The sequence below is a fragment of the Arthrobacter pullicola genome (assembly GCF_014836875.1).
GTDB lineage: Bacteria > Actinomycetota > Actinomycetes > Actinomycetales > Micrococcaceae > Arthrobacter_B > Arthrobacter_B pullicola.
In genome coordinates this window covers 340,385-366,280 of the sequence record NZ_JACSQC010000004.1, presented here as the reverse complement: position 1 = coordinate 366,280, position 25,896 = coordinate 340,385, and the positions used below count along the sequence as shown (strand labels likewise).

The 25,896-nt window shown below is 63.7% G+C and carries 26 protein-coding genes and 1 other RNA gene; 12 read left to right on the top strand and 15 right to left on the bottom strand.

Annotated features, from left to right (window positions below):
• The first annotated feature begins 124 nt into the window (after positions 1-124).
• The 4 genes from H9638_RS10525 (at position 125) to H9638_RS10510 (ending at position 3,526) form a co-directional block, all read left to right on the top strand.
• Positions 125-1,204 carry a carboxylate-amine ligase gene (locus H9638_RS10525; protein WP_191747123.1) on the top strand — a complete coding sequence of 360 codons (1,080 nt, stop codon included), beginning with the start codon at positions 125-127 and terminating at the stop codon, positions 1,202-1,204.
• A gap of 122 nt (positions 1,205-1,326) precedes the next feature.
• Positions 1,327-2,439 (top strand): carboxylate-amine ligase, encoded by a 1,113-nt coding sequence (locus H9638_RS10520; protein ID WP_191747122.1) that lies wholly within the window; start codon positions 1,327-1,329, stop codon positions 2,437-2,439.
• A 242-nt stretch (positions 2,440-2,681) separates the two neighbouring features.
• Positions 2,682-3,083 carry a DUF1269 domain-containing protein gene (locus H9638_RS10515; RefSeq protein WP_404799660.1) on the top strand — a complete coding sequence of 134 codons (402 nt, stop codon included), beginning with the start codon at positions 2,682-2,684 and terminating at the stop codon, positions 3,081-3,083.
• Positions 3,084-3,154: 71 nt separating this feature from the next.
• Entirely contained in the window at positions 3,155-3,526 is a 372-nt protein-coding gene (locus tag H9638_RS10510; RefSeq protein WP_191747120.1) for a hypothetical protein, read from the top strand.
• Positions 3,527-3,577: 51 nt separating this feature from the next.
• On the opposite strand, the gene H9638_RS10505 is transcribed toward H9638_RS10510, so the two are convergent.
• A complete protein-coding gene (locus tag H9638_RS10505; protein ID WP_191747119.1) occupies positions 3,578-4,213 on the bottom strand; it encodes a uracil-DNA glycosylase family protein in 636 nt (211 codons plus the stop codon).
• A gap of 359 nt (positions 4,214-4,572) precedes the next feature.
• On the opposite strand from H9638_RS10505, the gene H9638_RS10500 reads away from it, so the two are divergent.
• The 3 genes from H9638_RS10500 (at position 4,573) to H9638_RS10490 (ending at position 7,417) form a co-directional block, all read left to right on the top strand.
• Positions 4,573-4,941, top strand: coding sequence for a DUF6507 family protein (locus H9638_RS10500; RefSeq protein ID WP_191747118.1), 369 nt, complete (start codon positions 4,573-4,575; stop codon positions 4,939-4,941).
• Positions 4,938-6,842, top strand: a complete 1,905-nt coding sequence (locus H9638_RS10495) for a hypothetical protein (protein ID WP_191747117.1) — start codon at positions 4,938-4,940, stop codon at positions 6,840-6,842. Before H9638_RS10500 ends, H9638_RS10495 begins: the two co-directional genes overlap by 4 nt.
• Before the next feature lie 65 nt (positions 6,843-6,907).
• Positions 6,908-7,417, top strand: coding sequence for a hypothetical protein (locus H9638_RS10490; RefSeq protein ID WP_191747116.1), 510 nt, complete (start codon positions 6,908-6,910; stop codon positions 7,415-7,417).
• A 66-nt stretch (positions 7,418-7,483) separates the two neighbouring features.
• On the opposite strand, the gene ssrA is transcribed toward H9638_RS10490, so the two are convergent.
• From ssrA to prfB, 7 genes are all read right to left on the bottom strand, one after another.
• Positions 7,484-7,853: a transfer-messenger RNA gene (gene ssrA / locus H9638_RS10485) on the bottom strand.
• Positions 7,854-7,960: 107 nt separating this feature from the next.
• A complete protein-coding gene (locus H9638_RS10480; RefSeq protein WP_191747115.1) occupies positions 7,961-8,320 on the bottom strand; it encodes a hypothetical protein in 360 nt (119 codons plus the stop codon).
• On the bottom strand, positions 8,320-8,793 hold the full coding sequence (gene smpB, locus H9638_RS10475; protein WP_191747114.1) for an SsrA-binding protein SmpB: 474 nt from the start codon (positions 8,791-8,793) through the stop codon (positions 8,320-8,322). Before smpB ends, H9638_RS10480 begins: the two co-directional genes overlap by 1 nt.
• 54 nt (positions 8,794-8,847) lie before the next feature.
• Positions 8,848-10,263: a peptidoglycan DD-metalloendopeptidase family protein gene (locus tag H9638_RS17085; protein WP_318241851.1), complete on the bottom strand. Its 1,416-nt coding sequence runs from the start codon at positions 10,261-10,263 to the stop codon at positions 8,848-8,850.
• Between the two features lie 52 nt (positions 10,264-10,315).
• Positions 10,316-11,227: a permease-like cell division protein FtsX gene (ftsX, locus tag H9638_RS10465; RefSeq protein WP_191747113.1), complete on the bottom strand. Its 912-nt coding sequence runs from the start codon at positions 11,225-11,227 to the stop codon at positions 10,316-10,318.
• Positions 11,224-12,048, bottom strand: coding sequence for a cell division ATP-binding protein FtsE (gene ftsE / locus H9638_RS10460; RefSeq protein WP_191747112.1), 825 nt, complete (start codon positions 12,046-12,048; stop codon positions 11,224-11,226). Before ftsE ends, ftsX begins: the two co-directional genes overlap by 4 nt.
• Positions 12,049-12,199: 151 nt before the next feature.
• A complete protein-coding gene (gene prfB / locus H9638_RS10455; RefSeq protein ID WP_191747111.1) occupies positions 12,200-13,318 on the bottom strand; it encodes a peptide chain release factor 2 in 1,119 nt (372 codons plus the stop codon).
• A 188-nt stretch (positions 13,319-13,506) separates the two neighbouring features.
• Here prfB and H9638_RS10450 point away from each other — a divergent pair, with 188 nt between their 5' ends.
• The gene (locus tag H9638_RS10450; protein WP_191747110.1) at positions 13,507-13,812 is read left to right on the top strand and encodes a hypothetical protein; all 306 of its coding nucleotides are present in this window, start codon (positions 13,507-13,509) and stop codon (positions 13,810-13,812) included.
• 36 nt (positions 13,813-13,848) lie between these two features.
• Here H9638_RS10450 and H9638_RS10445 read toward each other — a convergent pair whose 3' ends face one another.
• From H9638_RS10445 to H9638_RS10415, 7 genes are read right to left on the bottom strand one after another with little or no spacing between them, the layout of a single operon-like run.
• Complete coding sequence (locus H9638_RS10445) at positions 13,849-14,316, bottom strand: pilus assembly protein TadG-related protein (RefSeq protein ID WP_191747109.1); 468 nt, start codon at positions 14,314-14,316, stop codon at positions 13,849-13,851.
• The gene (locus H9638_RS10440) at positions 14,313-14,771 is read right to left on the bottom strand and encodes a hypothetical protein (protein WP_191747108.1); all 459 of its coding nucleotides are present in this window, start codon (positions 14,769-14,771) and stop codon (positions 14,313-14,315) included. The genes H9638_RS10445 and H9638_RS10440 overlap by 4 nt, the downstream gene beginning before the upstream one ends.
• Positions 14,743-15,204 (bottom strand): TadE family protein, encoded by a 462-nt coding sequence (locus tag H9638_RS10435; RefSeq protein WP_191747107.1) that lies wholly within the window; start codon positions 15,202-15,204, stop codon positions 14,743-14,745. The genes H9638_RS10440 and H9638_RS10435 overlap by 29 nt, the downstream gene beginning before the upstream one ends.
• On the bottom strand, positions 15,185-15,415 hold the full coding sequence (locus H9638_RS10430; protein ID WP_191747106.1) for a hypothetical protein: 231 nt from the start codon (positions 15,413-15,415) through the stop codon (positions 15,185-15,187). The genes H9638_RS10435 and H9638_RS10430 overlap by 20 nt, the downstream gene beginning before the upstream one ends.
• Positions 15,416-15,469: 54 nt before the next feature.
• A complete protein-coding gene (locus tag H9638_RS10425) occupies positions 15,470-16,405 on the bottom strand; it encodes a type II secretion system F family protein (RefSeq protein ID WP_191747105.1) in 936 nt (311 codons plus the stop codon).
• Positions 16,402-17,256, bottom strand: coding sequence for a type II secretion system F family protein (locus tag H9638_RS10420; protein ID WP_191747104.1), 855 nt, complete (start codon positions 17,254-17,256; stop codon positions 16,402-16,404). The genes H9638_RS10425 and H9638_RS10420 overlap by 4 nt, the downstream gene beginning before the upstream one ends.
• Positions 17,253-18,479, bottom strand: a complete 1,227-nt coding sequence (locus tag H9638_RS10415) for a CpaF family protein (protein WP_191747103.1) — start codon at positions 18,477-18,479, stop codon at positions 17,253-17,255. The genes H9638_RS10420 and H9638_RS10415 overlap by 4 nt, the downstream gene beginning before the upstream one ends.
• Before the next feature lie 494 nt (positions 18,480-18,973).
• On the opposite strand from H9638_RS10415, the gene H9638_RS10410 reads away from it, so the two are divergent.
• The 4 genes from H9638_RS10410 to H9638_RS10395 all read left to right on the top strand — a co-directional run bounded on the left by H9638_RS10410 (position 18,974) and on the right by H9638_RS10395 (position 25,657).
• Positions 18,974-21,505, top strand: a complete 2,532-nt coding sequence (locus H9638_RS10410) for a lysozyme (protein ID WP_191747102.1) — start codon at positions 18,974-18,976, stop codon at positions 21,503-21,505.
• Positions 21,506-21,607: 102 nt separating this feature from the next.
• The gene (locus tag H9638_RS10405) at positions 21,608-22,360 is read left to right on the top strand and encodes a glycosyltransferase (protein ID WP_225217263.1); all 753 of its coding nucleotides are present in this window, start codon (positions 21,608-21,610) and stop codon (positions 22,358-22,360) included.
• Positions 22,357-23,337, top strand: a complete 981-nt coding sequence (locus H9638_RS10400) for a lysylphosphatidylglycerol synthase domain-containing protein (RefSeq protein ID WP_191747101.1) — start codon at positions 22,357-22,359, stop codon at positions 23,335-23,337. The genes H9638_RS10405 and H9638_RS10400 overlap by 4 nt, the downstream gene beginning before the upstream one ends.
• Positions 23,338-23,461: 124 nt before the next feature.
• The gene (locus H9638_RS10395) at positions 23,462-25,657 is read left to right on the top strand and encodes a glycosyltransferase family protein (protein ID WP_191747100.1); all 2,196 of its coding nucleotides are present in this window, start codon (positions 23,462-23,464) and stop codon (positions 25,655-25,657) included.
• Positions 25,658-25,896 lie beyond the last annotated feature (239 nt).

The following is a 25,896-nucleotide window of genomic DNA, read 5'->3' as shown; positions in this document are numbered from 1 at the left end:
GGGGACCACCTTGCGCAGAGCGGACTGACACTTCTTCCTTTCCCCCTGCCTTCAGCACCGGGCACTGACCTAAACTAATCCAACCGGTTAGGTCCTCCGCCAGCGCAGCGAACAGGGGAAATGCATGGTGACGTTCGGCATTGAGGAGGAATTCCTGCTCATCGATCCACTCAGCGGTATGCCCGCCGCGCGCGCGGCTGAACTTTCGGGGAAGCTGGCGGAAACATCCGCACTGGTGACAACGGCGAGCGCAGAATTCCTCGCCTCACAGCTGGAGACGTCCACCATTGTCTGCGAGTCCCTGGATCAGGCGGCTGAAGCGCTCCTGATTTCCCGTGCCCATATAGCCGAAGCGGCTTCCGCTTCCGGGGTTGGTGTTGCGCTGACGGGGGCAGCTCCCCTCATCCCGGAGCCGCCCGCGGAGATCACAGGATCGGGGCGGTACCTGCTCATGGGCGAGGTGACAGGCGCGGTGGCGGGAGAACACTACCTCAACGGTACGCATATCCATGTTGGGATTCCCGACCGGGAAGACCGGATAGCCGCCCTGAACCGCATCCGCCCCTGGCTCGCAACTCTGGCGGCTCTTTCCGCCAACTCTCCGTTCTGGCGGGGGCGCGATTCAAGTTTTTCCAGCTGGCGGCTTATTCACTACCGCCGCTGGTCGGTCCAGGGCTGCCCGCCGTACTTTGCTGATGCCGCCGATTACGACCGGCGGCTTGAGCACCTGCTCGCCACCGACGTCGTGCTGGACGCCGGCCACATCGGCTGGGCAGCCCGGCTTTCGCAGCAGTACCCCACCCTGGAAGTGCGGGTGGGCGACGCGCAGCTGGAGGCACAGGATTCGGTTCTCCTGGCGGCCCTGGTGCGCGGCTTGGTGACGACTGTCCTGCGGGAACCGGAACCCTCTCCCACCGACCCGGAGATGCACGACGCCGCGCTGTGGCAGGCCGCCCGCTATGGCCTCGACGCGCACCTGATGGGACTGGACGGCGTCTCCTCCCCTGCCCAGGTCCAGTTGAACACCCTCCTGGCATTCATCCGGCCCGCGCTGGAAGACGCCGGGGATCTTCCCTATGTTGTCCGCGGACTGGAGCGGTTGAAGCGGACCGGCACTGGAGCCGCCCGCCAGCGGGCCGCCGTGGCCGAAGCCGGCTGGTCCGGGCTCACTGACCTGTTCGGCCGGTCACTCACTGCCGCGTAGCCGACGTGAGAAAAACCTCAGGTTACTTCTTATTTGACGCTGACCAGAATTTTGGACCTAGGCTTTTAGACAGGCTCAGCGCTACCTGCGCCCATGGCCGTAACACGATCTTGGAGGGATGCATGGCGACACTGGGCATCGAGGAAGAGTACCTGCTGCTGGATCCGTCCACCGGGCTGCCGGTGCACAAGGCTGACGAGGTAGCCGGCTACCTGCACCAATCTCCGCGGGTGACCGAGGATGAAATCCAGCGCGAGCTGCTCAGCTGCCAGCTCGAAACTGCCACCCCGGTTTCTTCCACGCTGACGGAAGCGGAGGAGTATCTGCTCAACTTCCGTGCCCAGCTTGAGGCTGCTGCCAGGAAAGCTTCCGTTGTGGCGGCTGGAACGGCGTCCGCACCATTTATCGAAGACCATTACCCCGACCTCACAGACAAGGAACGGTACCGGGACCTGCGGGACAGCGCACCGGGAATCGTTGGCGACCAGTTCGTCAACGGGCTGCACGTGCACGTTTCGATTCCGGACCGGGAGTCCGGGGTACAAGCTTTGAACCGGATCCGGGAATGGCTGCCGGCGATCGTCGCCATGAGCACCAATTCACCCTACTGGCTGGGCCGGGACAGCGGCTTTGGCAGCTGGCGGGTGGTGCACTACCGCCGCTGGCCCGTCCAGGGCTGCCCTCCGGTCTTCCAGGACGCAGCGGATTACGAACGCCGGGTGAAGCAGCTCGTTGCCACCGGAGCGATCATCGACCGCGGGGTCCTGACCTGGATGGCCCGGCTCTCCGATTCCTATCCGACCCTGGAGGTCCGGGCCGGTGATGCCCAGCTCGAGGCACGGGATTCCGTGCTCCTGGCCGCCCTGATCCGGGGACTGGTCAACACCGCAGTGGAGGAGGCGGAGCGGGATCTGCACCGGCCCGTCCCGGAAGCCGAACTGCTGGACGCAGCCATGTGGCAGGCAGCCCGGGAGGGTTTGACCAGCACGCTGGTGGACCCCGTGAGCGCGGAGCTGGTCCCCGCCAAGGACCGGATCCGCGCCCTGCTCGAGTTCACCGGAGCGGCGCTGGAAGCGGAGAAGGACACGGAATGGGTCCAGGCAGGCCTCGCCGGCCTCTGGGAGAAGGGCACCGGAGCCGAACGGCAGCGCCGGGCCAGGGATTCGGGCGGCACCGCCGGCCTGCTGGAGCTTTACCGGTCCAGCCTCTCCGGTGACGGTGAGTCAGGCCGGTAGGAAACTGATCTGAGGCTGACCCGGCTCCGGGGCCCGGCTTTCCTTGATCTCGGTGTATTGCGCTGGCTAACGTGACGTCTACTCTGCCTGTTGCGCCCCTGGCGCAGCGGGCGGTGCCAGGATCACAACCGTTTGGAGTATCTGCCATGGCAACACTGACCGTCTGGAAATTCCCCGATGCGGATGCCGCAGAACGGGCAACGCAAACCCTCGCCAGCCTCCAGTCCCAGAACCTGATTAACGTGCAGGACGAGGCGATTATCACCTGGCCCCGCGACAAGAAGAAGCCCCGGACCATCCAGGAGCACAATCTGGTGGGCACCGGGGCCCTGGGCGGCGGTTTTTGGGGGCTGCTCTTTGGGCTGATCTTCTTTATTCCGCTGATCGGTGCCGCTGTTGGTGCTGCGGTAGGTGCCCTGTCGGCATCGATGGTTGATGTCGGCATTGACGATAACTTCATCAAACAGGTCCGGCAGGAAGTCACGCCGGGAACGTCGGCGCTCTTTGTGCTGTCATCGGATGCCGTTGAGGACCGGGTTCTGGATGCTTTCAAGGACGGCTTCCCGAATGCGACCCTGATCGCCACCAACCTCTCCAAGGAGCAGGAGGCGAACCTCCGGCAGGCCTTTGCCGAGGCGGACTGACCCGCCTCGAAACTGAAACAGGGCACGACGGCGGACAACCGCCGTCGTGCCCTGCCGTATTGTTGAAGGCGATGATTACCCGACGCCTTGCCGCACAGATCCTGGATATTCCGCTCGAAATGGCCACCCGCCACGGCATCCCGCCAAAGATGGAACGCTCTGAGCTCGATGAGCTCAACGCCAATCCGCCGCAGTGGCTTGCGCAGTCACGCGCCAACCGGACCGGCAAACGGCCGGTCTGGGTATCGCTGGAGTGCACGGTCTGCAGCTACCGCGAGATGGCACGTCCCAAGAAGTGGTGGCCGGAGTTCACGCACGTGGCATGTTTCGACCACAGCGCACGGGAACTTCCCCCGGTTCCGGAGGGCTGCGTCCGCAGTGAGTACGAAGGCATCGGCAGCCGCTTCACCGGAATCGTTGATGTTCCGGTGTCAGCCGGCTGATGCCCGGGCGGGCGCCTGGCCTGCCCGGGCCCGGCTTGTTCCCGGGTGCAGCTAGCGTCCGGTGGCAGCCAGTCCGGTCCGGGCCATGGCGTCCTTGTAAGCCAGCCGCATCTCTGCGAGCGACTCCTGCTGGCGTTCCTCCGTGGCGCCGAAGGAGCGTCCCTCCGCGGACCGGGCCTTGTAGATCTTAAAGCTGCGGCGGTAGATCATGCGGTTCTCGGTCTTCAGGAAAGCCGCACACAGCCGCTGGGCTTCCGTGCCGTGCGCAACGATCACCGAGGCACGCGGCACGAGTGCCAGGAAGCGCAGCAGGGGCCGCAGGCCCTCCTGGACCTCCTCCTTGGTTAGCTTCGTGTGCGGCTCTCCCGGCGTGTACCAGGGGTGTACGTTCCACGGCATAACAAATTCGGGCCGCAGGCCAACCTGCCAGTGGACCCCCAGCAGACGTGTCATCGCCTCGTCACTGCCAGCGGTGATGAAGCCGGACGGATGCGCCGGGCCGTTGTTGGAGAACAGACTGACGATCCTGGCTTCATCAACATCGTGCTGCGGGTCGACGTACGGCACCTCGCTGCCTGGCTTGAGTTCCATCAGGGAGTCGCAGAGCTGGTTAACTTCCGCGACGTTGGGTTCGTAGCGGCGGTTCCAGAGGGTTTCGGCGTGCGTTGCTTCGGGGGCGGACTGCATGGGGGTGGCGCTTCTCCTACGGTATTGCGGTTCTTCCCGCCGCCGGGCTTTGGGGCACGGCACAGCGCTCCGGTCGACACGGCCGTTGAGGGCCACGGCGCAGCGGAGCAGCAGGTCAGTGGTGGGTGCGGTGGAAAGGGGCGCCTCCGCGCCGGAGCCGGACACTGCAGAGCGCAGGACGGCGGGCGGAGGGCTTCAGACAAGCTTACCAAGGACAGGCAGGGCCCCTGTGCCAGCCCGCCGCGTTGTGCCGGTCCGGCTGGCCGCGCACGCCGATGGGTACTTCTGCCCATCGACGTCTGCTCGCCGCTGCAGCAGACTCGGACGTGACCGAATCGTCCGCGCATCCAGGGGGAAGCTTGCAGTACGAGATCCAGCCGGCGGCCATCCACGCCGTCGTGATTGACGTTGCGGCGGATGGCCAGGCCCTGCACCAGGCCGGGAACGCCGCTGCGGACACCGCCGCGGACCTCGCCGGCAGTTTCGGTAGTGCCGACGTCGTGGCGGGTGCTTTCGCCTCCTTCTGGACTCCCCGGCAGGACGTTGCCCAGCGGATCTCCAGCCTGGTTTTCCGCAAGACCACGGCCCTCACCGACGTGGCCCAGGCGCTGATCGACGCCGACGGCGAAATGAGCGCAGCAGCACAGTCCGCGCTCTCCACCCTTCCCACGGCCTACGCTCCCGCAGCTCCTCCCCGGACCGGGCGTTTGCGGTTCCAGGCGGAATGATGCATCTTTCGACGCTTCCAGATATTACCGGCGACTGGACCAGGCTCGATGCCCTGGCCCAGGACCTCCTGGTGCGCGCAGGAGTGGCGGAGGGCTATCTGTCCGACGCCACAACTGCTTGGCAGCGGGTCGGACCCGCCTACCGGGAACCCGCGACCCAGGACTTGGTGCACGCGGCCATGGATTCGCTGGCCGAGCCCATGGCACTGTGGCGGGCCTCCCTGGTCTCCGCCGCCGGGATCATCCAGGATTTCGCTGCCGCTGCCCTAACCCTGGCCGAGGAACTTCGACAGCTCACAGCTGAACAGCCCCGGGAGCTCGTAGAAGGCGACGACCCCGTGCAGCATGGGAAAGCCGTTGACAGCTTCAATACCCGGGCGGACGGGCTTACGGCACAGTGGAACACCCTGCAGCAGGACACCGCTGCCCGTCTGGCCTCGGTTTCCGGGGGCTCCGGGGAGGGTTTGCCCATGACTGCCTATCTTGGCAGCCAGACGCTGCCGCGAGTGAGCTGGGCATCGCTGACCAGCACGCTCGACGAACGGCTGGGTGCGGTGACTCCGGGCGCACTGCTCCTCTCCCTCCGGGGGTTGGATACGGCTGAGTTGAAGGCTTGGGCCGAAGCTAATCCTGAGGGCGCCGCTTTGCTGGCAGCCAACAAGCTGGTAGGTCCGTTCCCCTTGGGAAGTCCCGAGGCGGCCCTGTCGGGCGTGATGGACGACAGCCAGTCAAAAGAGGGCATTGCCGCAATCCGCGCAGCCTGGCTGGACCTTTCTGCCGCCGACCAGGAAAAGCTCCTGCTGCTCTATCCCGCGGTGTTCGGCGCCCTCAACGGAGTTCCGTTCGCGTCGCGGGCCCACGCCAACACGGTCACGGTGGCCGGCTACCGGCATACGGCCCGGCGGGACCTGGCGTCGCTCAAGGAACCTTCCCTCGCCGATTACAGCCAAAGCAGGGCTGGCGCCGCGCAGTGGGGACGGGATCACGGCGCGTGGAAAGCCGAGAAGGCCAGGCTGGAAACAGTCCTCAAGGGACTCGATTTCGCCACAGACCGCGCTTCCCAGGTCATCTTGGTCAGCTCTGCGGCTGATGGCCGGATCGTCACCATGCACGGCTCTCCGTCGGACGCCGTCGACCGAACCGCAGTCCTGGTACCAGGGACGGGCGCGGACCTGGGCACATTGGCAAGCTACACGGACCGCCTCGATGCCATCAATGGGGACTCCGCCCCGGAAAAACTCTCCTTCTATTGGCAGGGCACCGATCTTCCCAACGAACTGCACCACAACCTCACAAGCGCCTACAACGAGGACGGCGGCCCGCTGCTGGCTGCGTTCGATCATGCGTTGGACCTGGAGGTTCCGGCGAACACACGCAGTACCTACGTTGGCTACAGCGCCGGGGGTTCGCTACTCGGTACCGGAGAACGGGAGGGGCTGACAGCATCTAACATCCTCTACGTGGCCCCGGCCGGAATAGGCCATGAAGTTTCGAGTCCGAGCGATACAGGCAGCCCGGACGCAAACCGTTATTGGATCCAGACCCGCGACGATCCGATTACCGCTGCGCAGGTGGCAGGCGGCGGCTTCCACAGCGGTTCTTTCTGGAGCGGCGGGGTGCCCACGGCCCAAATGGATGCCGTTCGTCTGGAGTCAGGTTTCGTAAATCCGAAAAAACCGGATTCGCTGATGAAGGGTCACAGTGACTACTTCGTTAAGGGGTCAACGTCGGCAGCCAACATGCAGTCGGTCATCGAGGGAGGCCGCGTCAGCCTGTACGTTGATGAGGTATTGCACAACGGATTCGGATATTCGTATTGGGAAAGCCCCATCGAAGAACGGCCGGAAGACTACACGACGAGGAAGTTGCAGACCGTGACCACCGAAAGTCTCGAAAAGTGAATTTACGTCCCGCCGCAGCATTTGCAGGGGCCTTGATCCTGACCGCGTCCTTGGGAGGCTGTGCCTTGAACTCCGAACCATCCCCCGATGCTCCTGCCGCGGCGGGGACACCGGATCATCTGGTGCAGTTCGAAGAGCTCCTGCCTGCACTGGTGGAGCAAGCCGGGGCTGGCCTCCGTATTGCGGACCTGCGGGAGGAATCCTGCCTGCGCCCGGAGATTGAGGAGCAGCACCTTGAGACCAGATGGCTGGGTGTCGCTTCCAGCCAGGTAGCGGACGCCTCGATAGCCAATGAGGCGCTTGACCGGATGGGAGCCTGGCTCGATGACGAGGGTTGGGAACTCCTGGATGAGGTCTCCTACCCGCCGGAGGAACGAGGGGATGTGCGGGTTCTGATGTACCTCAGGGACGACATCGGCATAACTGTCACCTATCGCAATAGCCCGAGTCCATGGGTGGAAATTCTGCTCACGTCCGACTGCCGCGAAAACCCGGCAGGCCACCAGATGGAGCGGTCCGAGCTGGATCCGAATTATGGCTTATCAAGCCAGTACTACAAAGACGGTGCCTCCTAGCAGCCCAACACTCGAAGCTGACGCAGAAAAGCACCCCGGTCCGAAGACCGGGGTGCTTTTCGTGGTTGGTGGAGATGGGGGGAATTGAACCCCCGTCCGATGTCGTGTTGTCAGGGCTTCTCCGGGCGCAGTTCACGTCGGAGTTTCTCGGCCCCAGCCATCATGTGAACAAGTGGCTGATCCGGGCCCAGCCGTCTAAAAGTCCCGAGCACTCCAACGGCGAAAGTGCTCAGCAGTGGCCCTCTAAATGACGCCAGGATCCGGGACGAGAGCATTCCCGGTCTGACGGACTATGCCTGCTGCTTAGGCAGCGAGAGCGAAGTCAGTGCGCTTTGATTCGGCACTTATTGGTTTGCAAGGAGCGTTTACGAGATAACCCTGCATCCTCGGCCCGCTTCACCTGTCGCGACTAACATCGTCGAAACCTGTCATCCCCGTATTCAGTTACCAACTGAGGTGCTGTGCCGGTTCAGTACCACTTTCAGCACCGGCACACCTGTCCGGCTATAAACACACCGGACCGTTAACTATAGCGCATCCCGGCTAGAACGTCAGGCCGAACACTGTGAAGGGTGTCCCCCAAAGAACCAGGACCACCGCGGCAAGCAGCACGAACAGCACCGAGAGAATGGACAGGGCTGTCATGCCGGCGTACTTGCGGCGGAACGCCCAGACAAAAAGGACAGCGTTGGCGGCCAGGAGCACTGGCGAAATCCAGATCAGGACCTGGGCGAGATAAACGTAGAAGACCACGAAGAACGGCACCACGACCAGAATCACCACCGGCGCCACGGCCGCCACTATCAGCAGGTCCAGAAGCGTGACAGCCCAGGCCCACACTGGCTTGCGCGGGCCGCGCTGTTCCGGCAGCTCGGCCTGCGGCTCCCAGAAGGTGCCGCTCATCAGGCGCCGCGGTTCTTGGCGCGCATCTCCCTCAGGGCTTCCCGGTTGTCCTGCTTCTCCCTCAGCGTCTGGCGTTTGTCATAGTCACGCTTGCCGCGCGCCACCGCGATTTCGACCTTGGCGCGTCCGTCCAGGAAGTAGAGCTGCAGCGGAACGATCGTGAACCCGGACTCACGGGTTTTCTGCGCAATCTTTTCCAGCTGCTCGCGGTGCAGCAGCAGTTTCCTGCGCCGGCGTGCCGCGTGGTTGGTCCAGCTGCCGTTGAGGTACTCCGGAATGTAGACGGCTTCCAGCCACAATTCGTCGTTATAGAACGTCGCGAACCCGTCCACAAGGGAGGCCCGCCCTTCACGCAGCGACTTGACCTCGGTGCCCATCAGCACCATTCCAGCCTCGTAGGTATCGAGGATTTCGTAGTTGTGCCGGGCCTTGCGGTTGGTGGCCACAACTTTACGGCCACTTTCTTTGGGCACGGTTCAACTCCTTAGTGGAAGGTGGATCCTGGATGCGGAACACCCATTGTAGGCCTAGAGCAGCCCCGAGGGGTTAACGAGCTGGCCGTTGAGCATGGTCTCGAAGTGCAGGTGGCAGCCGGTCGAGTTACCGGTGGATCCCACATAGCCGATCAGCTGTCCGGCGTTGACCCACTGTCCTGCCGAGACGACCCGGCTGCTCATATGGTAGTAGTTCGTCGCCAGGGCGCTGGTTCCGATCACGCCGTGGTTCAGCACAATCCGGTTTCCGGTACCAATCATCTCGGTGCCGCCCATGTCCGATCGCCACACCTCACCGGCAGCCGCAGCATAGATCGGGGTTCCGCAGCGTGCACCGAAGTCGATGCCGGAGTGCAGGTATCCGCCTGTTCCGGAGAAATCGATGGTGCCTGCCGGCGTCGGGCGCCAGCCAAACCCGGAGGTCACCGGCGCGCTGACGGGGTACTGGAGTCCGAAAGCGGACGGGTTTGTGGGCACGACGGTCTGGGGCGGTGGTACAGGCTGGTTGTTTTGTGCCGCTTGTTCGGCCGCTACCCGGTTCGCTTCGGCAATCCGGGCTTCTTCCGCGCGGCGTGCTTCTTCCAGCATGATCCGCTGGCGCTCGGCGATCTCGGCCTGGACAGCTGCCTGCTCCGACTGAATGGAGGACAGCTTCGCCTGGACGACGGGCTTCTGCGCCTCGAGTTCGCTGTTTAGTGCCTCGGCGCTGGCGATCAGGTCATCGACCTTGGCCTTTTCCGCAGCCGCTTCGTCACGGGCGCTCTGTTCAGCCTTCAGCGCTTCTTCGGCCTGGGCCTTCAGCGTGGATATTTCTTCTTCAACCGCGGCCAGCCGCGCCTCAGAGTTCACGTTGGTGGCTGACTGCTGGGTCAGGCGCTCCACGGCTGCGTTCTGTCCGCGCAGTGCCTGCCCTGCCATCCCCATGGTGTCCGTCAGGCTGTCCGCCCCGTCAGCACCAAAAAGGAGCGTCAGGCTCGAGGGCACGCCTCCACTCTTGTAGGCCTGGCTGGCGATCTGTCCGATCACCTTCTGGGTCTCGTCGAGCGCTTTCTCATCCTCGGCGATCTGGGCGGCGATGGTATTGCGGGTTTCCTGTGCGAGGGCTACACGGTCAGTCAGCGCACCCACCTTGGCTGATGCGGACGTCACCCGGCCCTCGGCGTCGGCCAGCACTGTCTGGGCGGCGGGAAGCTCTTCGTTCTGGTAGATATTCAGCTGCGCCACGGTCTTGGCAATATCCTCGCCAAGGTACTCGTACTGTTCCTGCACCCGCTGCTGCTCGGCATCCAGAGCGGCCTTGCGGTCGCTGAGTTCATCAGCGCTGGCGGTGCTGGCACTGAGGGCAAGAACCAGGGCAAGCGCCATTGCGGAGACGACGGCGGCACCCCGTTTGGCAGGGCGCATCCATCGGGCGGCGTGCGGCGGCCGCGGAACCTGGCGGTCAATCATTGGCGAGACTTTCCATGGAACTTTTCAGCTTTCCTTTCCCAGTGCCCACACTCTAGACCTTGATGTACCGTCTGAGCGTCAGCAGCGAGGAGACGCCCGCCAGCAACGCGCCAAGAATCAGCAATACCGGACTCAGTATGAGTACTTCCTGTGCAGATATGAAGGCGGTGGCGGGATACTGGCGAGCCAGCATTCCGATGAAGAAGTGCGCCACGGCCCACAGCGTGCCGGAGGCCAGCACGGCTCCGATGAGTGCGGCGATCACGCCTTCGAGCACAAAGGGCAGCTGGATCACCGCCTTGGAAGCACCCACCAGGCGCATAATACCGGTCTCCCTGCGGCGGCTGAAGGCGGAGAGCCTGATTGTGGTGGCGATGAGCAGGATCGCACAGACCAGCATGAGGACAGCGATCAGCAGCGCCACCAGCGAGGCGATGTTCATAAAGGAGAAGACCTTTTCCAACAGTTCGCGCTGGTCGCTGACGGACTCGACACCTGGCATCGAGGAGAAGGCCTCATTGATGACTTCATACTTTTCCGGATCCACCAGGGATACCCGGAAGGTCTCCGGCAGCTGGTCGGCGGTCACGCTGTCCACGATCGGCGAGTTGGCGAACTGCTCACGGAAGTGGCCCAGCGCGGTCTGCTGATCTTCGAACTGCACGGTGTCGATGTACTGCTCGAACTCCGCGGAATTCAGCTTCGCTTCAATCGCACTTCGCTGCTGATCAGTCACCGCGCCTGAGGCGCAGGAGGGGGAAGTGTCATTGTCAACGCAGAGGAACACGGCTACCTGCACCCGGTCGTACCAGTAGCCCTTCATCTGGTTGATCTGCAGCTGGAGGAGGCCCGCAGCCCCCACGAAGGTCAGGGAAACGAAGGTCACCAGGATGACCGAAACAACCATCGAGAGGTTGCGGCGGATTCCGGAACCGATCTCGCCCATCACGAAGGCCATTCTCATTCTGCGGCCTCCGAACCAGCCAGGCCGTTGGGTTTCACGGCGTCAACGGTCTCAGGAGCACCGGCTGGGCCGGCACCTGTGCCGTCCGGCGCCGGGACCGGGCTGGTACCGGCTGCCGGAACCACGGGCTGCATCGCCGTCGCCAAGTAGATCCCTTCACGTTCGTCACGGACCACTTTGCCGTTGCGCAGTTCGATGACCCGTTTGCGCATGGCGTTCACAATGTCGTGGTCGTGTGTGGCCATCACGACGGTGGTCCCGTTCTGGTTAATCCGGTCCAGGACTTTCATGATTCCCAGGGAAGTGGTGGGGTCAAGGTTTCCAGTGGGCTCGTCAGCCAGCAGGATGCCGGGCTTGTTCACAATGGCGCGGGCGATGGCCACACGCTGCTGCTCGCCGCCGGAGAGTTCGTGCGGAAGCCGCTGGTCTTTGCCTTCCAGCCCCACCGTCTTCAGGACTTCGGGAACGGTCTCCCGGATGACGGCACGGCTGCGGCCAATCACCTGCATGGCGAAAGCCACGTTGGCGAAGACAGTCTTGTTGGGGAGCAGGCGGAAGTCCTGGAAGACGACGCCGATTCCGCGGCGGAGACGGGGTACGCGCCAGCTGGGAATTTTGGCCACATTGGAGCCGGCCACGTAAACGGTCCCGCGGGTTGCGTGCTCTTCCTTGAGCACCAGGCGGATGAGGGTGGATTTCCCGGAACCGGATGCTCCCACCAGGAAGACGAACTCACCGCGGTCGACGTCGAGGCTAACCGAGTTCAAGGCCGGCCTGGAATTGCGGTCATAAACCTTGGTGACGTTGTCGAAAGTGATCATCGCTGTTTCATGCCCTCGCGTAAGAACCGGAACGGCAAGGGCCTTGGGCTTGGGAGCAGGGAACCGGCCTTTCGACTATAGCCAGCGGAATGCCGCGGCGGGCAGAGCCTTCGCGGGTGTGTCGCCGGCGGGGATACGTTCCCGTCGATGGCTACTTCCGCGCGGACACGCTGCCGTTCGCACGCCAGCGGATGCCGGCGTCGATGAAATCGTCGATCTCGCCGTCGAACACTGCGGAGGTGTTGCCGACCTCGTGTTCAGTGCGGAGGTCCTTGACCATCTGGTACGGGTTCAGCACGTAGGAGCGCATCTGGTCCCCCCAGGAGGCCTTCACATCGCCGGCAAACGCCTTCTTCTCGGCGTCCTCCTGCTCCTTTTTGAGCAGCAGCAGCCGGGACTGCAGCACACGCATGGCCGCTGCACGGTTCTGCAGCTGGGACTTCTCGTTCTGCATGGAGACGACGGTGCCCGTGGGAATGTGGGTGAGCCGGACAGCCGAATCGGTCGTGTTCACGGACTGCCCGCCCGGACCCGAGGACCGGAAGACGTCAACCCGGATCTCGTTGTCCGGAATGTCGATGTGGTCCGTGGCTTCAATCAGCGGAATCACCTCGACGGCGGCGAACGAGGTCTGGCGGCGGCCCTGGTTGTCGAAGGGACTGATCCGCACCAGGCGGTGCGTGCCTGCTTCGACCACCAGTGTGCCGAAGGCGTAGGGTGCCTTCACCTCGAAGGTCGCGGATTTCAAGCCGGCTTCTTCGGCATAGGAGGTGTCAAGGACCTGTGTCGGGTAGCCATGGCGCTCAGCCCAGCGCAGGTACATGCGCAGGAGCATTTCGGCGAAGTCCGCTGCGTCCACCCCTCCCGCACCGGCCCGGATGGTGACCACGGCTTCGCGCTCGTCGTACTCGCCGGACAGCAGCGTGACGACCTCAAGTTCGGACAGCGCCTTGCGCAGCGATTCCAGCTCTGCAGCGGCCTCGGCCTTGCTGTCGGCGTCGGACTCGTCCTGGGCCAGCTCGACGAGGACTTCCAGGTCGTCGATGCGGGCCTCGAGCCTCTGCAGCCGTTCCAGGGCGCTCTGGCGGTGCGAGAGCTTGGAGGTGATCTTCTGCGCCGCGTCCGGATCATCCCAGAGGTTGGGCTCGCCGGCCATTTCGCTCAGCTCAGCTATGTCTTCTTTCATCGCTGCGACGTCGGACACGTCTTCGATGGAAGAGAACGTCGAGCGGAGCGCGCGGATTTCTGCGGGAAAATCTATTTCTGCCATGGTGATTACAGACTACGCCATGGCCCGGTTCGGGGACCGGGCGCCGCGGTCCGACGCACCCGGGATGAACCAGGGAAGGCCGGCGGCCGGGAGTACATTGGTGCTGTCCATAGGGATTAGGAACACCGCTGTTAATGAGCACCGCAGTTAGAGAAGCACACCGGAGTGAAAGGAGCACCGTCATTTCCATGAACCGGCAACCAGAATCCGCCTCCCCGGTCCACCACCCGGAGCCCGGCAGGGTGTACAGCCGCGGCGAGCTCGAAGACCTGGCCGGCCAGGGCGATCCCTGGGCGCTCGTCAAACTCGACGACTGGGATCAGTACACCGCGGCAGACTACGCGGGTTCACGTCTCGACCGCTGTCCGGACCCATCCTGCGACCTCTACGGCGAGCGGGTGACGCTGTGCTTCGGCGGCGACGGCGCGCTCCTGGAAATCGACCACGGCGGATGGAGCCACTATCCACCGCAGGAACAGGCCAAGGCCTCGTAGCGTCCCGTCCTCCAGCCGTTCGCCGCGCCGCCGGCTTCACCGCGTGAGCCGGGCCCGGGCATCGCTTTCGGCGGAGATGGGTATCCCGTCCGGCACCAGGAAGTTCACGATCGGCGGATGAACGACGCCGGAGAGCACCACCCTGGCTGTCCGGCCGTCCGTGGTTCCCGTCTCCGCAGCTATGCCCAGCGCACTGATCCGTTCTCCGGCCCCGCTGTCCGCCAAATAGCGCTCAACCGCTGCCGTCACTGCGCCCGAGTCCAGCACGGCAGCAGGTGCAGCACCGGTGCCGGCTGCTGCCCCCTGCACCTGCGAGAGCGAAAACGTGTCTGCTGCTGCGAGCGCCGCGCCGTCTGCTGCCGACAACAGCTTCTTATGCGCCAGGTAGACGGAGGAAGCTGCGGTCACAACGGTGATGACCAGCAGCGCCAGCAGGACGTAGCCGATAATCAGCACGCCTACCTGCCCGGCCTCGTCCTCCGATACCTTCTTTTTCGTCCTCATCCGAACCGTTCCACTGCCTGCATGGAGCTGGCATCGACCCGGACCGGGGCCAGGTCCAGACCGGGAATTGCGGCGGCAGCCGGCAGGGGAACATCGAAGGCCACGGTCACGGTGACCGTCGATCCGGGAGCATGGCACGCGGCTGAACATGACACAGCCAGCTCCAGACCCGGATCGTCGAAGCCGAAGTCGGAAAGTGCCAGTTCGGCTGCTGCGCGGGCCTGGGCTTCGGGGCTGCCGTCCGGCCCGGCGGCTGCGTAAACCTTCGCGGCATGGTCTGCCGCCCCCACCACCGCGTACGCCGCGCCCTGGACCTGGCCGGCGGCAACAATGAGATAGATCAGCGGAACCAGCAACAGGACGCCAAGGAAGACGAACTCCACCACGGCGCTCCCCCGCTCTTCGTCCTCGTCCGCAGCGGCGGCCTTAATCCGCTGTGTCAGGCCAGTAAGCATGCCCGGTCACCTCGATTCCGCCGCTGGGTCCCAGCAGTCCGATCACCGGCAGCGGGGCGGTTACCCGGATCTGAAGCAGGGCAGCCGCACCGTCCCCCATCCGGGTGTAGCTGACATCGTCAGCGAAACCCGGGGACAGCGTTCCGGAGATAAGGCTGCGGGTACGTTCCACGCCATCCTGCGGGCTGCGGTCCGCCAGCGTGCCGTACCGGGCCCCGGATGCCGCCGCGTCGATGAGCGTATTGCGAACGTGCAGCACCAGGGCCAGCTGAATCACCGCGACGACGATCACCGTCAGCAGGGCACCGATCAGCACGAAGTCCACGACGGCGGACCCCGCCTCATCTGGCCTCCCGGATCCGGTGGCTTCCCCGGCGTTCCGGCGCCGGCCGCCGGACGCAGCGGGCCCGCAGTTAGCGCCGTACCTGGTCAATGGCGGATCGGAAGAGCGTCAGGAGCTGTTCCTGGGCAACCGCGAGGATGGCCGCGACCAGGACGGCCGACATCAGCGTGATCATCACCCAGCCGGGAACATCCCCGCGTTCACGGTCGGGTTTGTCCGGTAGAAGTGCCGCCAGCAGTATGGAATGCAGGCTAGCGGCAAGCCGGACCGGAAAGGTGCGGATCTGGGATCGAGGTTGCATTGGAACCCTTTCTTTCTTTTCTTGGGCGGCGCATGGGCGGCGGCGGTTAGGCCGTTAGAGTCCGAGCTTCAGCAGGGCGAGGCCCGGGAAGATGGCGAACAGGACGGTGAGCGGAAGAACTCCAAAAACCAGCGGCACCATCATCGCGATTTCCTTCTTTCCGGCTTCTTCCATGAGTTCGCGTTTGGCGATGTCCCTGACGTCCTGTGCCTGGGCGCGCATGACGTCTGCGAGCGGGGTACCGCGTTCGATCGCGACTGAGATTCCGTCCACAAACCGGGCCAGCGGGGCCAGCTGCGTCCGCTTTGAGAGGTTGGCCAGGGCGGCCAGCAGCGGAGCCCCGGAGCGGGTTTCCGCCAGGACCCTTTCGAATTCACCGGCCAGTTCGCCGTGCGACGTCCTGGTGATCCTTTCCAACGCACCGCCGGCGCTTTCCCCGGCGCCTACGGCCAGAGCCAGCATCTCGGCAAGGCTGGGAAACTCTGCCAGCATCCGTGACTCACGCCGGGTGACCTCCCGGGTTAGGAGATAGTCGCGCAGCAGGTACCCCAGGATCCCTCCGGCTACCGTTAGGACCGCTGCCCCGGGCACCGAGACACGGCCGGTGAGGGCCAGCCATACGGCCCCCGTCCCGCCAATCATCAGGCCGGCTGCTGAATAGAGCAGCTGCTCAGAGCGGAACTCCAGGACGGTCAGCCGTTTTCCCGAACGCTCCAGCCGCTTGTGCAGCGCCGACGCAGCAGGGTTGAGGCGGTTCAGTTTCAGAACCAGGTCGCGGAGCACTGGACGGAAGATCCGTTCCAGCGGCCCGAAAGGAGTAACGTCAGCAGGCTGGAGCAGGCGTGAGCCATGGGCACCGGCGCGCAGCTGCGGGGCGATGCGGTCGGCGAAGGTCCGGGGCCGGAGGAAGGGCAGCCGAACAACCGTGAGCCATAGTCCGATCCCGAGTCCGGCTCCGGCAAGGAATGCCGCCGGCCACTCCGCGCTCACCGCAGGACCCTTTCATCGGGCGGCAGGGCACCGATGCGCAGCATGAGGCGGTAGCAGACCACCGAGATCACCATTCCAGAGACGAGGACGCCAGCGCCCGAGGGGGTGTTGTAGGCAGCCACGGCCTCGGGGCGGGTGGCCATGAGCATCAGGACGATCCACGGGGCCGCCACGGCAAGCCGGGCGGCGTTGATCGTCCAGGATTGGCGGGCAAGGAGCTCGCTTCGGGTCCTGGCGTTCTCGCGCAGAAACTCGGCAAGGGTTCCAAGGAGCCGGCCGAGGTCGGATCCGCCGACCTGCCTCGTAATCCGCAGCGCCTCCACAATCCGGTCACCAACCGGATCCGCCAGCCTCTCCTTGAGGTTGCCCAGGGCTTCGTCGAACTGGCCTCCCGCCCGGTAATCCGCCCCAAACTCACGAAACGGGGCGCGCAGTTCCTCCGGACCGTTCTCTCCTAGCTGGATCAGCGCTTCAGGCAGGGACAAGCCCGCGCGGATCGCCGAACGCAGGTGGTCCACTGCATCCGGCCACAGTTCAAGCAGCGACGCGGAGCGCCTGCGGGCCTGCCAGCGCACCGCGGTGACCGGAACGGCACAGGCGAATACACCGAAACAGGCGCCGATGACCAGCGACCCGGTCAGCAGCCACACCACCAGCAGGACCAGCGTTCCGAGGATGCCGCTGCTGGCAATGAGTCCTGCCGGGGATACCCGGGACACCCCCGAGGCAGCCAGCAGGTCCACCAGTTTTCCCGGGCGCCGCAGCTTTCCGGCACGGGGCGGCAGTGCCCAGCAGGACCACCAGATGAGGAACAGTCCGATGCCCAGTGTCAGTCCCGCAACGGTGCTCATGCGGCCGGCTCCAGCAGCTCTGTGAGGTTCATTCCTGCACGGGCGAATTTTTCCGGCGACGGAAGTGAAGTCAGGCTTGGAACCAGCCGGCCGTTCTCGCGCTGAAAGAGCAGGGAAGATTCGATGATTCCGTTTTCCACCCTCCGGCCGAGCGCCAGGATCTCTCCGACTTCCCGCCGCCCGGTGGAGCTGCGGACACAGTGCACCACCAGATCGATGCAGGATGCCACCGTGGGAACCACGAAGTTGCTGGAGATGTTGGCACCGGCAAGCAGCGGGAGGGTGGAGATTTTCGTGACGGCGTCGTGCGCACTGTTGGCATGGACTGTGCACATTCCCGGCAGGCCTGAATTCAAGGCGATCAGCATGTCCAGGCTCTCTGCCTCCCGTACCTCGCCCACGATCAGGCGGTCCGGCCGCATCCGCAGGGCTTCCTTCACCAGGCGGCGCAGCGGGATCTCGCCTGTTCCCTCCAGGTTCGCCTGACGGCACTGCAGGCCCACCACGTCCCGCAGGGGCAGCTGCAGTTCGAAGATCTCCTCCACCGTCACCACCCGCTCCCGGGCCCCGATCGCCGCGGCCAGGCAGTTGAGCAGGGTGGTTTTCCCGGCTTGGGTGGCTCCGGAGACCAGGATATTCAGGCCGCCCGAAACGGCGGCAGACAGGAACCGCGCTGCCTGTGGGGTGAGCGTCCCGAGCTCCACCAGGTGCTCCAGGCGGCTGGCCCGGACGATGAACTTGCGAATGTTGACCGCCCAGTGCCGGCGGGTGATATCCGGAATCACCACGTGCAGGCGGGACCCGTCGGGAAGGGCCGCGTCCACGAAGGGGGAAGACAGATCCAGACGGCGGCCCGAGGACTTCAGCATCCGCTCCACAAGGTCACGAACCTGTTCGGCCGTGAGGTTCAAGGCGGTCAGTTCCGAGCGCCCGTCCCGGGCCACATAGACCTCACCGGGGGAATTGATCCAGATCTCCTCCACCGTGGGATCGTCCAGCAGAGGCTGCAGGGCACCGTACCCGGCGACGGCGTCAAACACCCTCTTCCTCGCCTGGTCCAGCTGGCCAAGGGCCGGGAGCGACCCCAGGAGGGAGCGTTCGTCGTAGTCCTGGACAGCTGCCTCGACCAGCCGGCGGACCTCGGGAACCTGCCGCGCCGGATCCAGCCCGCGCACGCGGATGAGTTCGCGAACCTCATCCTCGACAATACGCACAGCATCCATGGCGCTCCCCCGGGCTCTCCGCAGCTGGAAGCTGCGGCAACGAGACTAATCTGACCGGCCATCTCAGCCGTTGGGGGCGAGAATAGGAGATTTAGTCCCGGCTGGCGAGAGTGAAGGGTGCCGGATGTGGAAAACTCCCCCGCCGGGCGGGCGGAAGGCGGCAGAAAACCACCGCTGCGGCGAAAAATACTGCTGCCACAGCAACAACTTTCGTCGAGCTCATCACATTAGCCACCTGAGCACCGATAGTCTCTAACTGATATCTCGGCGTCACAGACGCTCCGTTTCCTCTTGGAGGTCCAGTGGCAACACCAAAAAGCGCTCCCCTTCTCGCCTTCGGAGTTGCCCTTCTACTCCTGATCACGGCGGCGCCGGCCCCTGCGGTGGTGGAGTCTCCGTCCCCCGTGCCTGAAACGGCAGCCAGCTCCCCGGCTTCCCCCACGGTGGAGGAATCGCCACCGGCCGGTTCTCCGACTGAATCTCCGTCTTCCAGCATGGCTGTTGACGAGACCGGTGCCGGGACCGAACCCCGAGAAGCCGTTCCAACCGCCCCCAACGAACCCGGTGCACCCGGTGAACCCAGCGAATCCGGCGAACTCAGCGACTCGGAGACAGCGGAGCTGGCTGGCCCCTTGGGCGCGCGCATGGGCCAAGGCCTCGAACGGCTTCTGGCCACAGGTGACCCCCAGGTTGCCACGGCCGAAGAAGAACGTATGCGGCACGAAGCCGAAACGGATCCCGAGACCCCGCTGGAGGTCCCCGATTCCGGTGTCGCAGCCAAATTGAGTGACCTCGAGTCCGGCGCGGCCCTGGCCGCGCCCGGTGAACCGGCGCGGCCGTTCTCCGGTGACCCTGCGCGTGCGTTGGCAGCGTCCTGGATGCCGCCCGGGATCCAAGGGATCGATGTCAGCAGCCACCAGTCAAACGTCGATTGGCAGGGTGTCTGGAACCAAGGCGCCCGCTTCGCCTACGTCAAGGCAACCGAAGGCACCTACTACAAGAATCCGTTCTACAGCCAGCAATACAACGGCTCAAAGAACACGGGGATGGTTCGCGGCGCTTACCACTTCGCCATTCCCAGCCGCGGCTCGGCAGCAACTGAAGCAAATTACTTCGTGAACAACGGCGGCGGCTGGTCCGCCGACGGCAGCACGCTGCCTCCCCTGCTGGACATCGAATACAACCCGTATCCCCAGCTGGGGAATACCTGCTACGACATGACGGCCGGCCAGATGGTCTCCTGGATCCGGGAATTCTCCAACACCATCAAGGCCCGCACCGGCCGCACCCCCATGATCTACACCACCACCGATTGGTGGCGTACTTGTACCGGGAACAGCTCCGCTTTCGCTGACCATCCCCTGCACCTTGCCAATTACAGCCGCACTCCCGGCGCCATACCGGCAGGCTGGACAACCTACAACGTCTGGCAGTACAGCAGCACCGGACCGTTCGTCGGTGACTCGAACGTCTGGAACGGCACAGCTGCGAGCCTCTACGATTTCGCAGTCCGCCAGCCCTCCGCCCCCTCGATTACCTCGGCAGCCGATGTCCTGGCCATTGATCCGGCCGGCACCCTGCTCAACTACCGCGCGCGCGGCACGGGCCAGCTGAATCCTCCGCTGGCTATCGGCACCGGGTGGTCCGGGACAGTATCCATCCATGCCACGGATTGGAACGGTGACGGTGTCTTCGATCTGCTGGCCCAGAACGCGTCAGGAGACCTGAACCTGTACTACGGCCAGGGTTCCGGCGGCTTCTCCGGTCCCCGCACAGTGGGGACGGGCTGGGCGCAGCTGCGCATCACCGTCGGTACCTGGGACACGGCCTCCAAGCTTCCAGGAGTCATCGCATCGGATACCCGTGGCAGGGGTTGGTACTACGCCAACACTACCGGTGCCGTCATGGCTTCAGCTCCCGTCGCCTTGGGCACTGGATTCGAAGGAACCCTGGCCACCCTGATGGACTTCAACGGTGACGGTGTCCAGGAAATCATCCTCCGCCGGTCCAACGGGGATCTGGTCTCCCGGCCACGATCTGCCAACGGAACGGCCGGAAATGCCAAGACGATCGGCGTGGGATGGCAGGACGCGGCGGCGCTGAGGACGGTCACCGGATTCGCCGGCGCCGGCACCCTGGGGATCCTCGCGGAATTCGCGGGCGGCGACCTCCGTTATTATGGCGCCAGCAAAACGGGTTATTGGGTGTCTTCCCCCAAAGTTGGCCAGGGCTGGGGACCGTATCTCCTCGCCAATACCCAGAGCCTCAACACTCCGCCTGGGCCGTCCATTCCGTCCACCTCGGACATCGTCACGGTGTCCGGCGCGGGCGATCTGCTCCTCTACCGTGCGATGCTGGGCGGGGCACTTCGAGGACCGACGAGGATCGGTTCGGGGTTCTACGGTGTTGAGTCGTTCCACACAGTCGATTGGAACCGCGACGGCGTTGTCGACGTCGTTGTCCAATGGGCCAAGGGGACCGTCTCCGTCTACCACGGGCTCCGCCAGGGCGGCTTCGCCCCGGCCCGCACGATCGGAAGCGCGGGCTGGGACTCACTGACCGTCTATCCCGACCCCGTCGTCTCGCAGTCCGGCCTGCCCGGGATTCTCGCGCGGGATAGAGCGGGGAACCTCCGCCGCTACACCAATCCGGATGGTGCTTCGCTGATGCAGGGCGGCACAATCATTGGACAGGGCTGGAATGGCCTGCGGATCCTTAGCCTTGACTGGAACGGTGACGCCACCGCCGACATTCTGGCCCTGCGCCCCAATGGCGACATGGCGTACTACCGGCGCGATGCTTCCGGCGGCTTCGCTTCATCGGCGCCGGCCGTCATTGGCACAGGCTGGGACGCGTTCCCCACGGTTGCCGCTGGCAGCGATGTCATGGGCTACGGTGGTGCCAGCGTCCTGGCCGTTGACCGCCGGGGTAACCTGTATAATTACCAAGTCACAGGAACCGGTTGGTGGGCGGATAAGACGATTCTAGGTACCGGATGGAGTGGCCTCCTTTTAGGCGGTAGCTAGAACCCAGGCTTCTGGCCGGTCGTCCACCAACGCCAAAGAAGGTGGCGTGCGGGGCATGCCTGCGGGCAGCACACCACAGCACTGATCATATTGAGGGAATTCTTGACTTTCGAGAAAACGATGCCGGATTTGACTGTGGTTATTCCGGTCTACAACAGCGGCCGCGTACTGGCACCGGCTCTTCAGCAGTGGCGGAGCTATCTCAAGGATGGACTCACCGAGATCATTGTCGTGGAGAACGGGTCTACGGATGCCAGCTATCAGACTGCGCTGGACAACGCCGTTGACACACCTAACGTCCATTTTAAGGTTCTACAGAGCGAGAAGGGCATGGGCAACGCCCTGCGGTGCGGGATTGCTGCCAGCACCGGCCGGAGGCTCCTCCTCACCGCTGATGACCTCCCGTTCGGTTTCACTGACCTTGAATCGGCACACGCCCTTCCGGACCTGCCGGCCCTCGTCATCGGTTCCAAAGCACATCCTGACTCCCAGGCCGGCCGTGGCGCGCTGCGCAGCCTCAGCACCACAGGATTTAAGCTGGCCCGCCGGATCGTGCTCGGCTCACGCGTTGGAGACTCGCAGGGCACCATCAACGTTGATGGAGAATGGATCCGTCAGATGTACGAGAAGTTTGACGACCCGGGATTCTTGTTCAGCACGCAGATCGTCCTCGCCGCTGAAGTTCAGAAGCTGACGATAGTCGAGGTCCCCGTCACGCTGACAGTGGTACAGAGTGAAAAACAAACCAGCGTCCGGCCCAAGGACGTTCTTAAGATGGGGCTCGGCCTCGGACGGTTGCGTCGCCAGCGGCGGGACTTCTCCCAAATTTCCTATAAAGGAACGGCTGTACGGTGAGCCAGCAGGGTCCGCTCCCCGAAGCATCCGTGCCCGAACCCCAAACCAAGCGCCAGAAGATCACCGACTTCGCCCGGCGGGCGCTGCTGGTTATCGTGCTTGCGGCAGCCGTTTATGCAGTGGTCACCCAGTGGCCGGAAGTCAAGAGCACGGTCTACGGGATGACCTGGTGGCAGATCACGGCGTCGCTCCTCCTCCTGATCCCGGGCGTGCTCCTGGGCATGCTGATGTGGCGTGTGGTCCTTCTTGGGATTCTCGACAGCGACCACTCTGCCGTGAAGCACCGCAGCGTGCTTAACAACATCTATCTCATTGGGCAGCTGGGAAAGTATGTTCCCGGATCCGTATGGGCGTTTGTGCTTCAGATGGAACTCGGACGTAAGCACGGACTCGGCCGCGCACAAGTTTTTGTCGCTTCACTGATCAGCACTGGCATCACCGTTGGCGCATCCCTGGTGGTGGGTGCCCTAGCCCTGCCGGCACTAGCTAACCAAGAGCCGGCGCTCCAGTGGCTGTATATCCTGCTTCCCGTCGTGCTACTGGCGATGCATCCGCGGATCGTCACCTTTTTGGTTAACCTCGTCCTCAAAATCTTCCGCCGCCAGCCACTGACCACCCCCCTTCGTGCTTCGACGATGATCTTGTCGTTCGGCCTGGGCGTTGGAATGTACGCTTTCTTTGGTCTGCACCTGTGGCTGCTGTCCTCCCAGGAAGCGGGGCTGGGACTAGTCAACCTATTCTTCCTGACGGGCGCCTTGGCCCTCGGCATGACCACCGGGGTAATGGCCTTCCTTCTGCCAGCCGGCATCGGCGCCAGAGAAGCTATCGTAGGCCTGGCGCTGGCATCGATGACGACTGTCGGTGCCGCCACGGCATTGGCTTTGCTCTCACGTCTGCTTTTCACGGTTGCTGATCTGCTTTGTGTGGGTATCGCCTTCCTGGTAGTCAAAATCAAGCGCCCCGAGGTCGAGGGGTGAGTCAGACTGTCAGTCCTGAATTTTCGGACGGCCTCACCGCCTGAACAACTTCGTCCTGCACAAGTCCGGCACCTAGGCCGCACCCGCCGAATCGCTTAACAGCCCCTGAAACTTCGAGGAAGCCATGTCTCATTCCGTCCAGACCGCCGCAGCGAAAGCTGGGCGGTTCACACGAGTCAAGGACTGGCAGATCGTTCTGCTGGCGCCGGCGGTCACGGTCCTGCTCTGTTTCATCCCCCGGTTCTTCAACAACACATTTTTCTACTGGGATGACACCATGCAGTCCTTCCTCCCCGTGTGGCGGAGCCTCGGACAGGAACTGCTGAGCGGCAACTTCGAGATGATGGACCCCGGCGGATGGGTCGGGGGCAACTACATCGCAGAAGTCGGGTACGGCATCTGGAATCCCCTCAACCTCGTCAACTTCATGCTTGTGGCTGGCATGAATGATCTGGCCCTGGCCAGCGCAATCGTCGTTGTTGAGTTCATGGCGCTTCTTGCGCTGGGCGCCACCCTCTTGACCCGCAGCTACGGTGCGAATAGGTGGCTGGCCGCGGCAGCCGGAATTGCCATTCCCTTTAGCGGGTTCACGCTTTTTTACGAGGCAGCGCGTTGGCCCGGTGGCCTGATGGCTTTCGCATGGACCACACTGTTCTGGTGGGCCCTGCGCCGCTGGTTCCGCAGCAACCGCAGTCCGTTCGTCCCGTTCATTCTTGGTTTCCTCACCATGACTGCTGGCAACCCCTATGGTGCCCTCGGCGTCATTATCGTCTGCGGTGCAGTCAGCGTCGAAATGTTGCTGACCCGTCACGGTTCAAAGGTCATCCCGCTTTTCTTCCTAGCCTTGGCCGTGGGTCTCACAGCCGTCCTGGTATTCTTCCCGCTCCCCCTCTCTTCCGAGGTCACCGTTCGCACGGACTCCGTTATTGCGAACGACATGTTCCTAGTCCCGGGCATCGGCGACCTGACGGCGATGAGCACGCCGAACTTCCGGCCACCAACAGCCAATTTCTGGGGAAACATCGATGTAGTACCGTCTGCATATCTAGCGTGGTTTGTTCTCCCGTTAATGCCTTGGCTTAACTTCAGGTCAATTGCACGGCGAAGCCGGCAGATGTCCAGCCTCTATGTGGTTACAGCGACCTATTTCCTGCTGAGTTTCGCCCCTTCCAACGTGCTGCTGTTCCGTTGGCCCATCCGCCTCGTTGAGTATGCCTACCTCGGCTTCCTCATTCTCTTTATGGTTGTCCTTTCCGCCGGTCTCAGCCGTAAGAACATGGGGACCAGGCTCGTCGTCTCCGGAGCGATTATACTTTTTGGGCTGTACCGGGCTTGGGCGATCTATCCTGACGGGTTCCAGAGCCAGCTGGTGGGAAGCGCACTCATTGCACTCTTACTCGTCCTTGCCCTGTTCCTCTGGAAGCGTGCTGGATTCCCTGGCCTGGCCAGCGCCATGGTCCTCGGCACTGCCTTGGTCCTCACCTTCCAGAGCTATGCCTTTGTTGCCCACAACCCTGTGGCCGCGCTGGGCTCCCCGGTTGACGCAGATGTGCTGGAGGAATCCGCCAAGAGCTACAGTGGCAACACGCTCCAGATTTTCTCCACCGCAGAGTTGGACCCCGAGGCCTTTGTCGATGGTTCACTTTTGTATGGGAACCAGATCCTGAACGCGGGCGTGGAAGACAGCCTGAACCGTTACAGCGGGATCAGCTTTGTCACTTACGCCAACGCCCTGTGCATGAACTACCGGGGCGAAACCTGCCCATGGCTTTACGATGTGCTTTGGGAACCAGCCTCTGACGACGTCACTGAGCCGCTGGCTGACGCGTTGCGGCTGGAGACCATCGTTGTGCAGAAGTCAGCCCGGGACATCCAGGAGTCAGACGTTCCCGACGGCTGGGCCATCGTTGAATCCGACGAGTACCGCGTCGTGCTGGGGCGCCAGGAGCCCTTCGAGCTCCCTGGTTCCGTTTCCTGGGCTACCCCCGGGATTCACGTGGACGCCGCAGAGGAGAACGGCGATTCCGAGACTGTCCACATCAACGCCGAGAGCGACGGTACGCTTGGCTTCGCCCGGCTCGCCTGGCCCGGCTACACCGTGGCGGTCGACGGCGTCGAGCAGGAACTCGAGCAGGGACCGGCCGGACTCATCTCCGTCGATGTTCCAGCCGGCGCCACGGAAATAGACCTGGACTTCACTCCCCCGGGACTAACTCTTGGACTGGCCGCAATGGCCGCGGGCTGGACTCTGGCCCTGGGCCTGACTGTCCTGCACTACTGGCGTCGCCGACGGACACCCGTGCGGTCGAACGGCAAGTAGTTTTCTGGCCACGCATTGTCAGAAGGACTTCCCCGCGGGACACGATTTGATAGTCCAGCCGGGATCGAAGCTGCTTAGACTAGCTTGAAACTCTCACTGACGTGGTGAACGGGATGGGATCGCTTAAACAGACGAGGGTCTCCGGTTCGATATCTGGACCACATTAGTCGGCCTACGGGGACCCTCGTGCCCCACGCGAGAGCACCGCTCCCGCGGACCATCAGGCATGGAAGACCTTT

Coding starts and splice junctions, on each gene's coding strand:
- H9638_RS10525 (WP_191747123.1), top strand. CDS start 125: ATGGTGACGTTCGGCATTGAGGAGGAATTCCTGCTCATCGATCCACTC.
- H9638_RS10520 (WP_191747122.1), top strand. CDS start 1,327: ATGGCGACACTGGGCATCGAGGAAGAGTACCTGCTGCTGGATCCGTCC.
- H9638_RS10510 (WP_191747120.1), top strand. CDS start 3,155: ATGATTACCCGACGCCTTGCCGCACAGATCCTGGATATTCCGCTCGAA.
- H9638_RS10505 (WP_191747119.1), bottom strand. CDS start 4,213: ATGCAGTCCGCCCCCGAAGCAACGCACGCCGAAACCCTCTGGAACCGC.
- H9638_RS10495 (WP_191747117.1), top strand. CDS start 4,938: ATGATGCATCTTTCGACGCTTCCAGATATTACCGGCGACTGGACCAGG.
- H9638_RS10480 (WP_191747115.1), bottom strand. CDS start 8,320: ATGAGCGGCACCTTCTGGGAGCCGCAGGCCGAGCTGCCGGAACAGCGC.
- H9638_RS17085 (WP_318241851.1), bottom strand. CDS start 10,263: ATGATTGACCGCCAGGTTCCGCGGCCGCCGCACGCCGCCCGATGGATG.
- ftsX (WP_191747113.1), bottom strand. CDS start 11,227: ATGAGAATGGCCTTCGTGATGGGCGAGATCGGTTCCGGAATCCGCCGC.
- ftsE (WP_191747112.1), bottom strand. CDS start 12,048: ATGATCACTTTCGACAACGTCACCAAGGTTTATGACCGCAATTCCAGG.
- prfB (WP_191747111.1), bottom strand. CDS start 13,318: ATGGCAGAAATAGATTTTCCCGCAGAAATCCGCGCGCTCCGCTCGACG.
- H9638_RS10450 (WP_191747110.1), top strand. CDS start 13,507: ATGAACCGGCAACCAGAATCCGCCTCCCCGGTCCACCACCCGGAGCCC.
- H9638_RS10445 (WP_191747109.1), bottom strand. CDS start 14,316: ATGAGGACGAAAAAGAAGGTATCGGAGGACGAGGCCGGGCAGGTAGGC.
- H9638_RS10440 (WP_191747108.1), bottom strand. CDS start 14,771: ATGCTTACTGGCCTGACACAGCGGATTAAGGCCGCCGCTGCGGACGAG.
- H9638_RS10430 (WP_191747106.1), bottom strand. CDS start 15,415: ATGCAACCTCGATCCCAGATCCGCACCTTTCCGGTCCGGCTTGCCGCT.
- H9638_RS10420 (WP_191747104.1), bottom strand. CDS start 17,256: ATGAGCACCGTTGCGGGACTGACACTGGGCATCGGACTGTTCCTCATC.
- H9638_RS10415 (WP_191747103.1), bottom strand. CDS start 18,479: ATGGATGCTGTGCGTATTGTCGAGGATGAGGTTCGCGAACTCATCCGC.
- H9638_RS10410 (WP_191747102.1), top strand. CDS start 18,974: ATGGCTGTTGACGAGACCGGTGCCGGGACCGAACCCCGAGAAGCCGTT.
- H9638_RS10395 (WP_191747100.1), top strand. CDS start 23,462: ATGTCTCATTCCGTCCAGACCGCCGCAGCGAAAGCTGGGCGGTTCACA.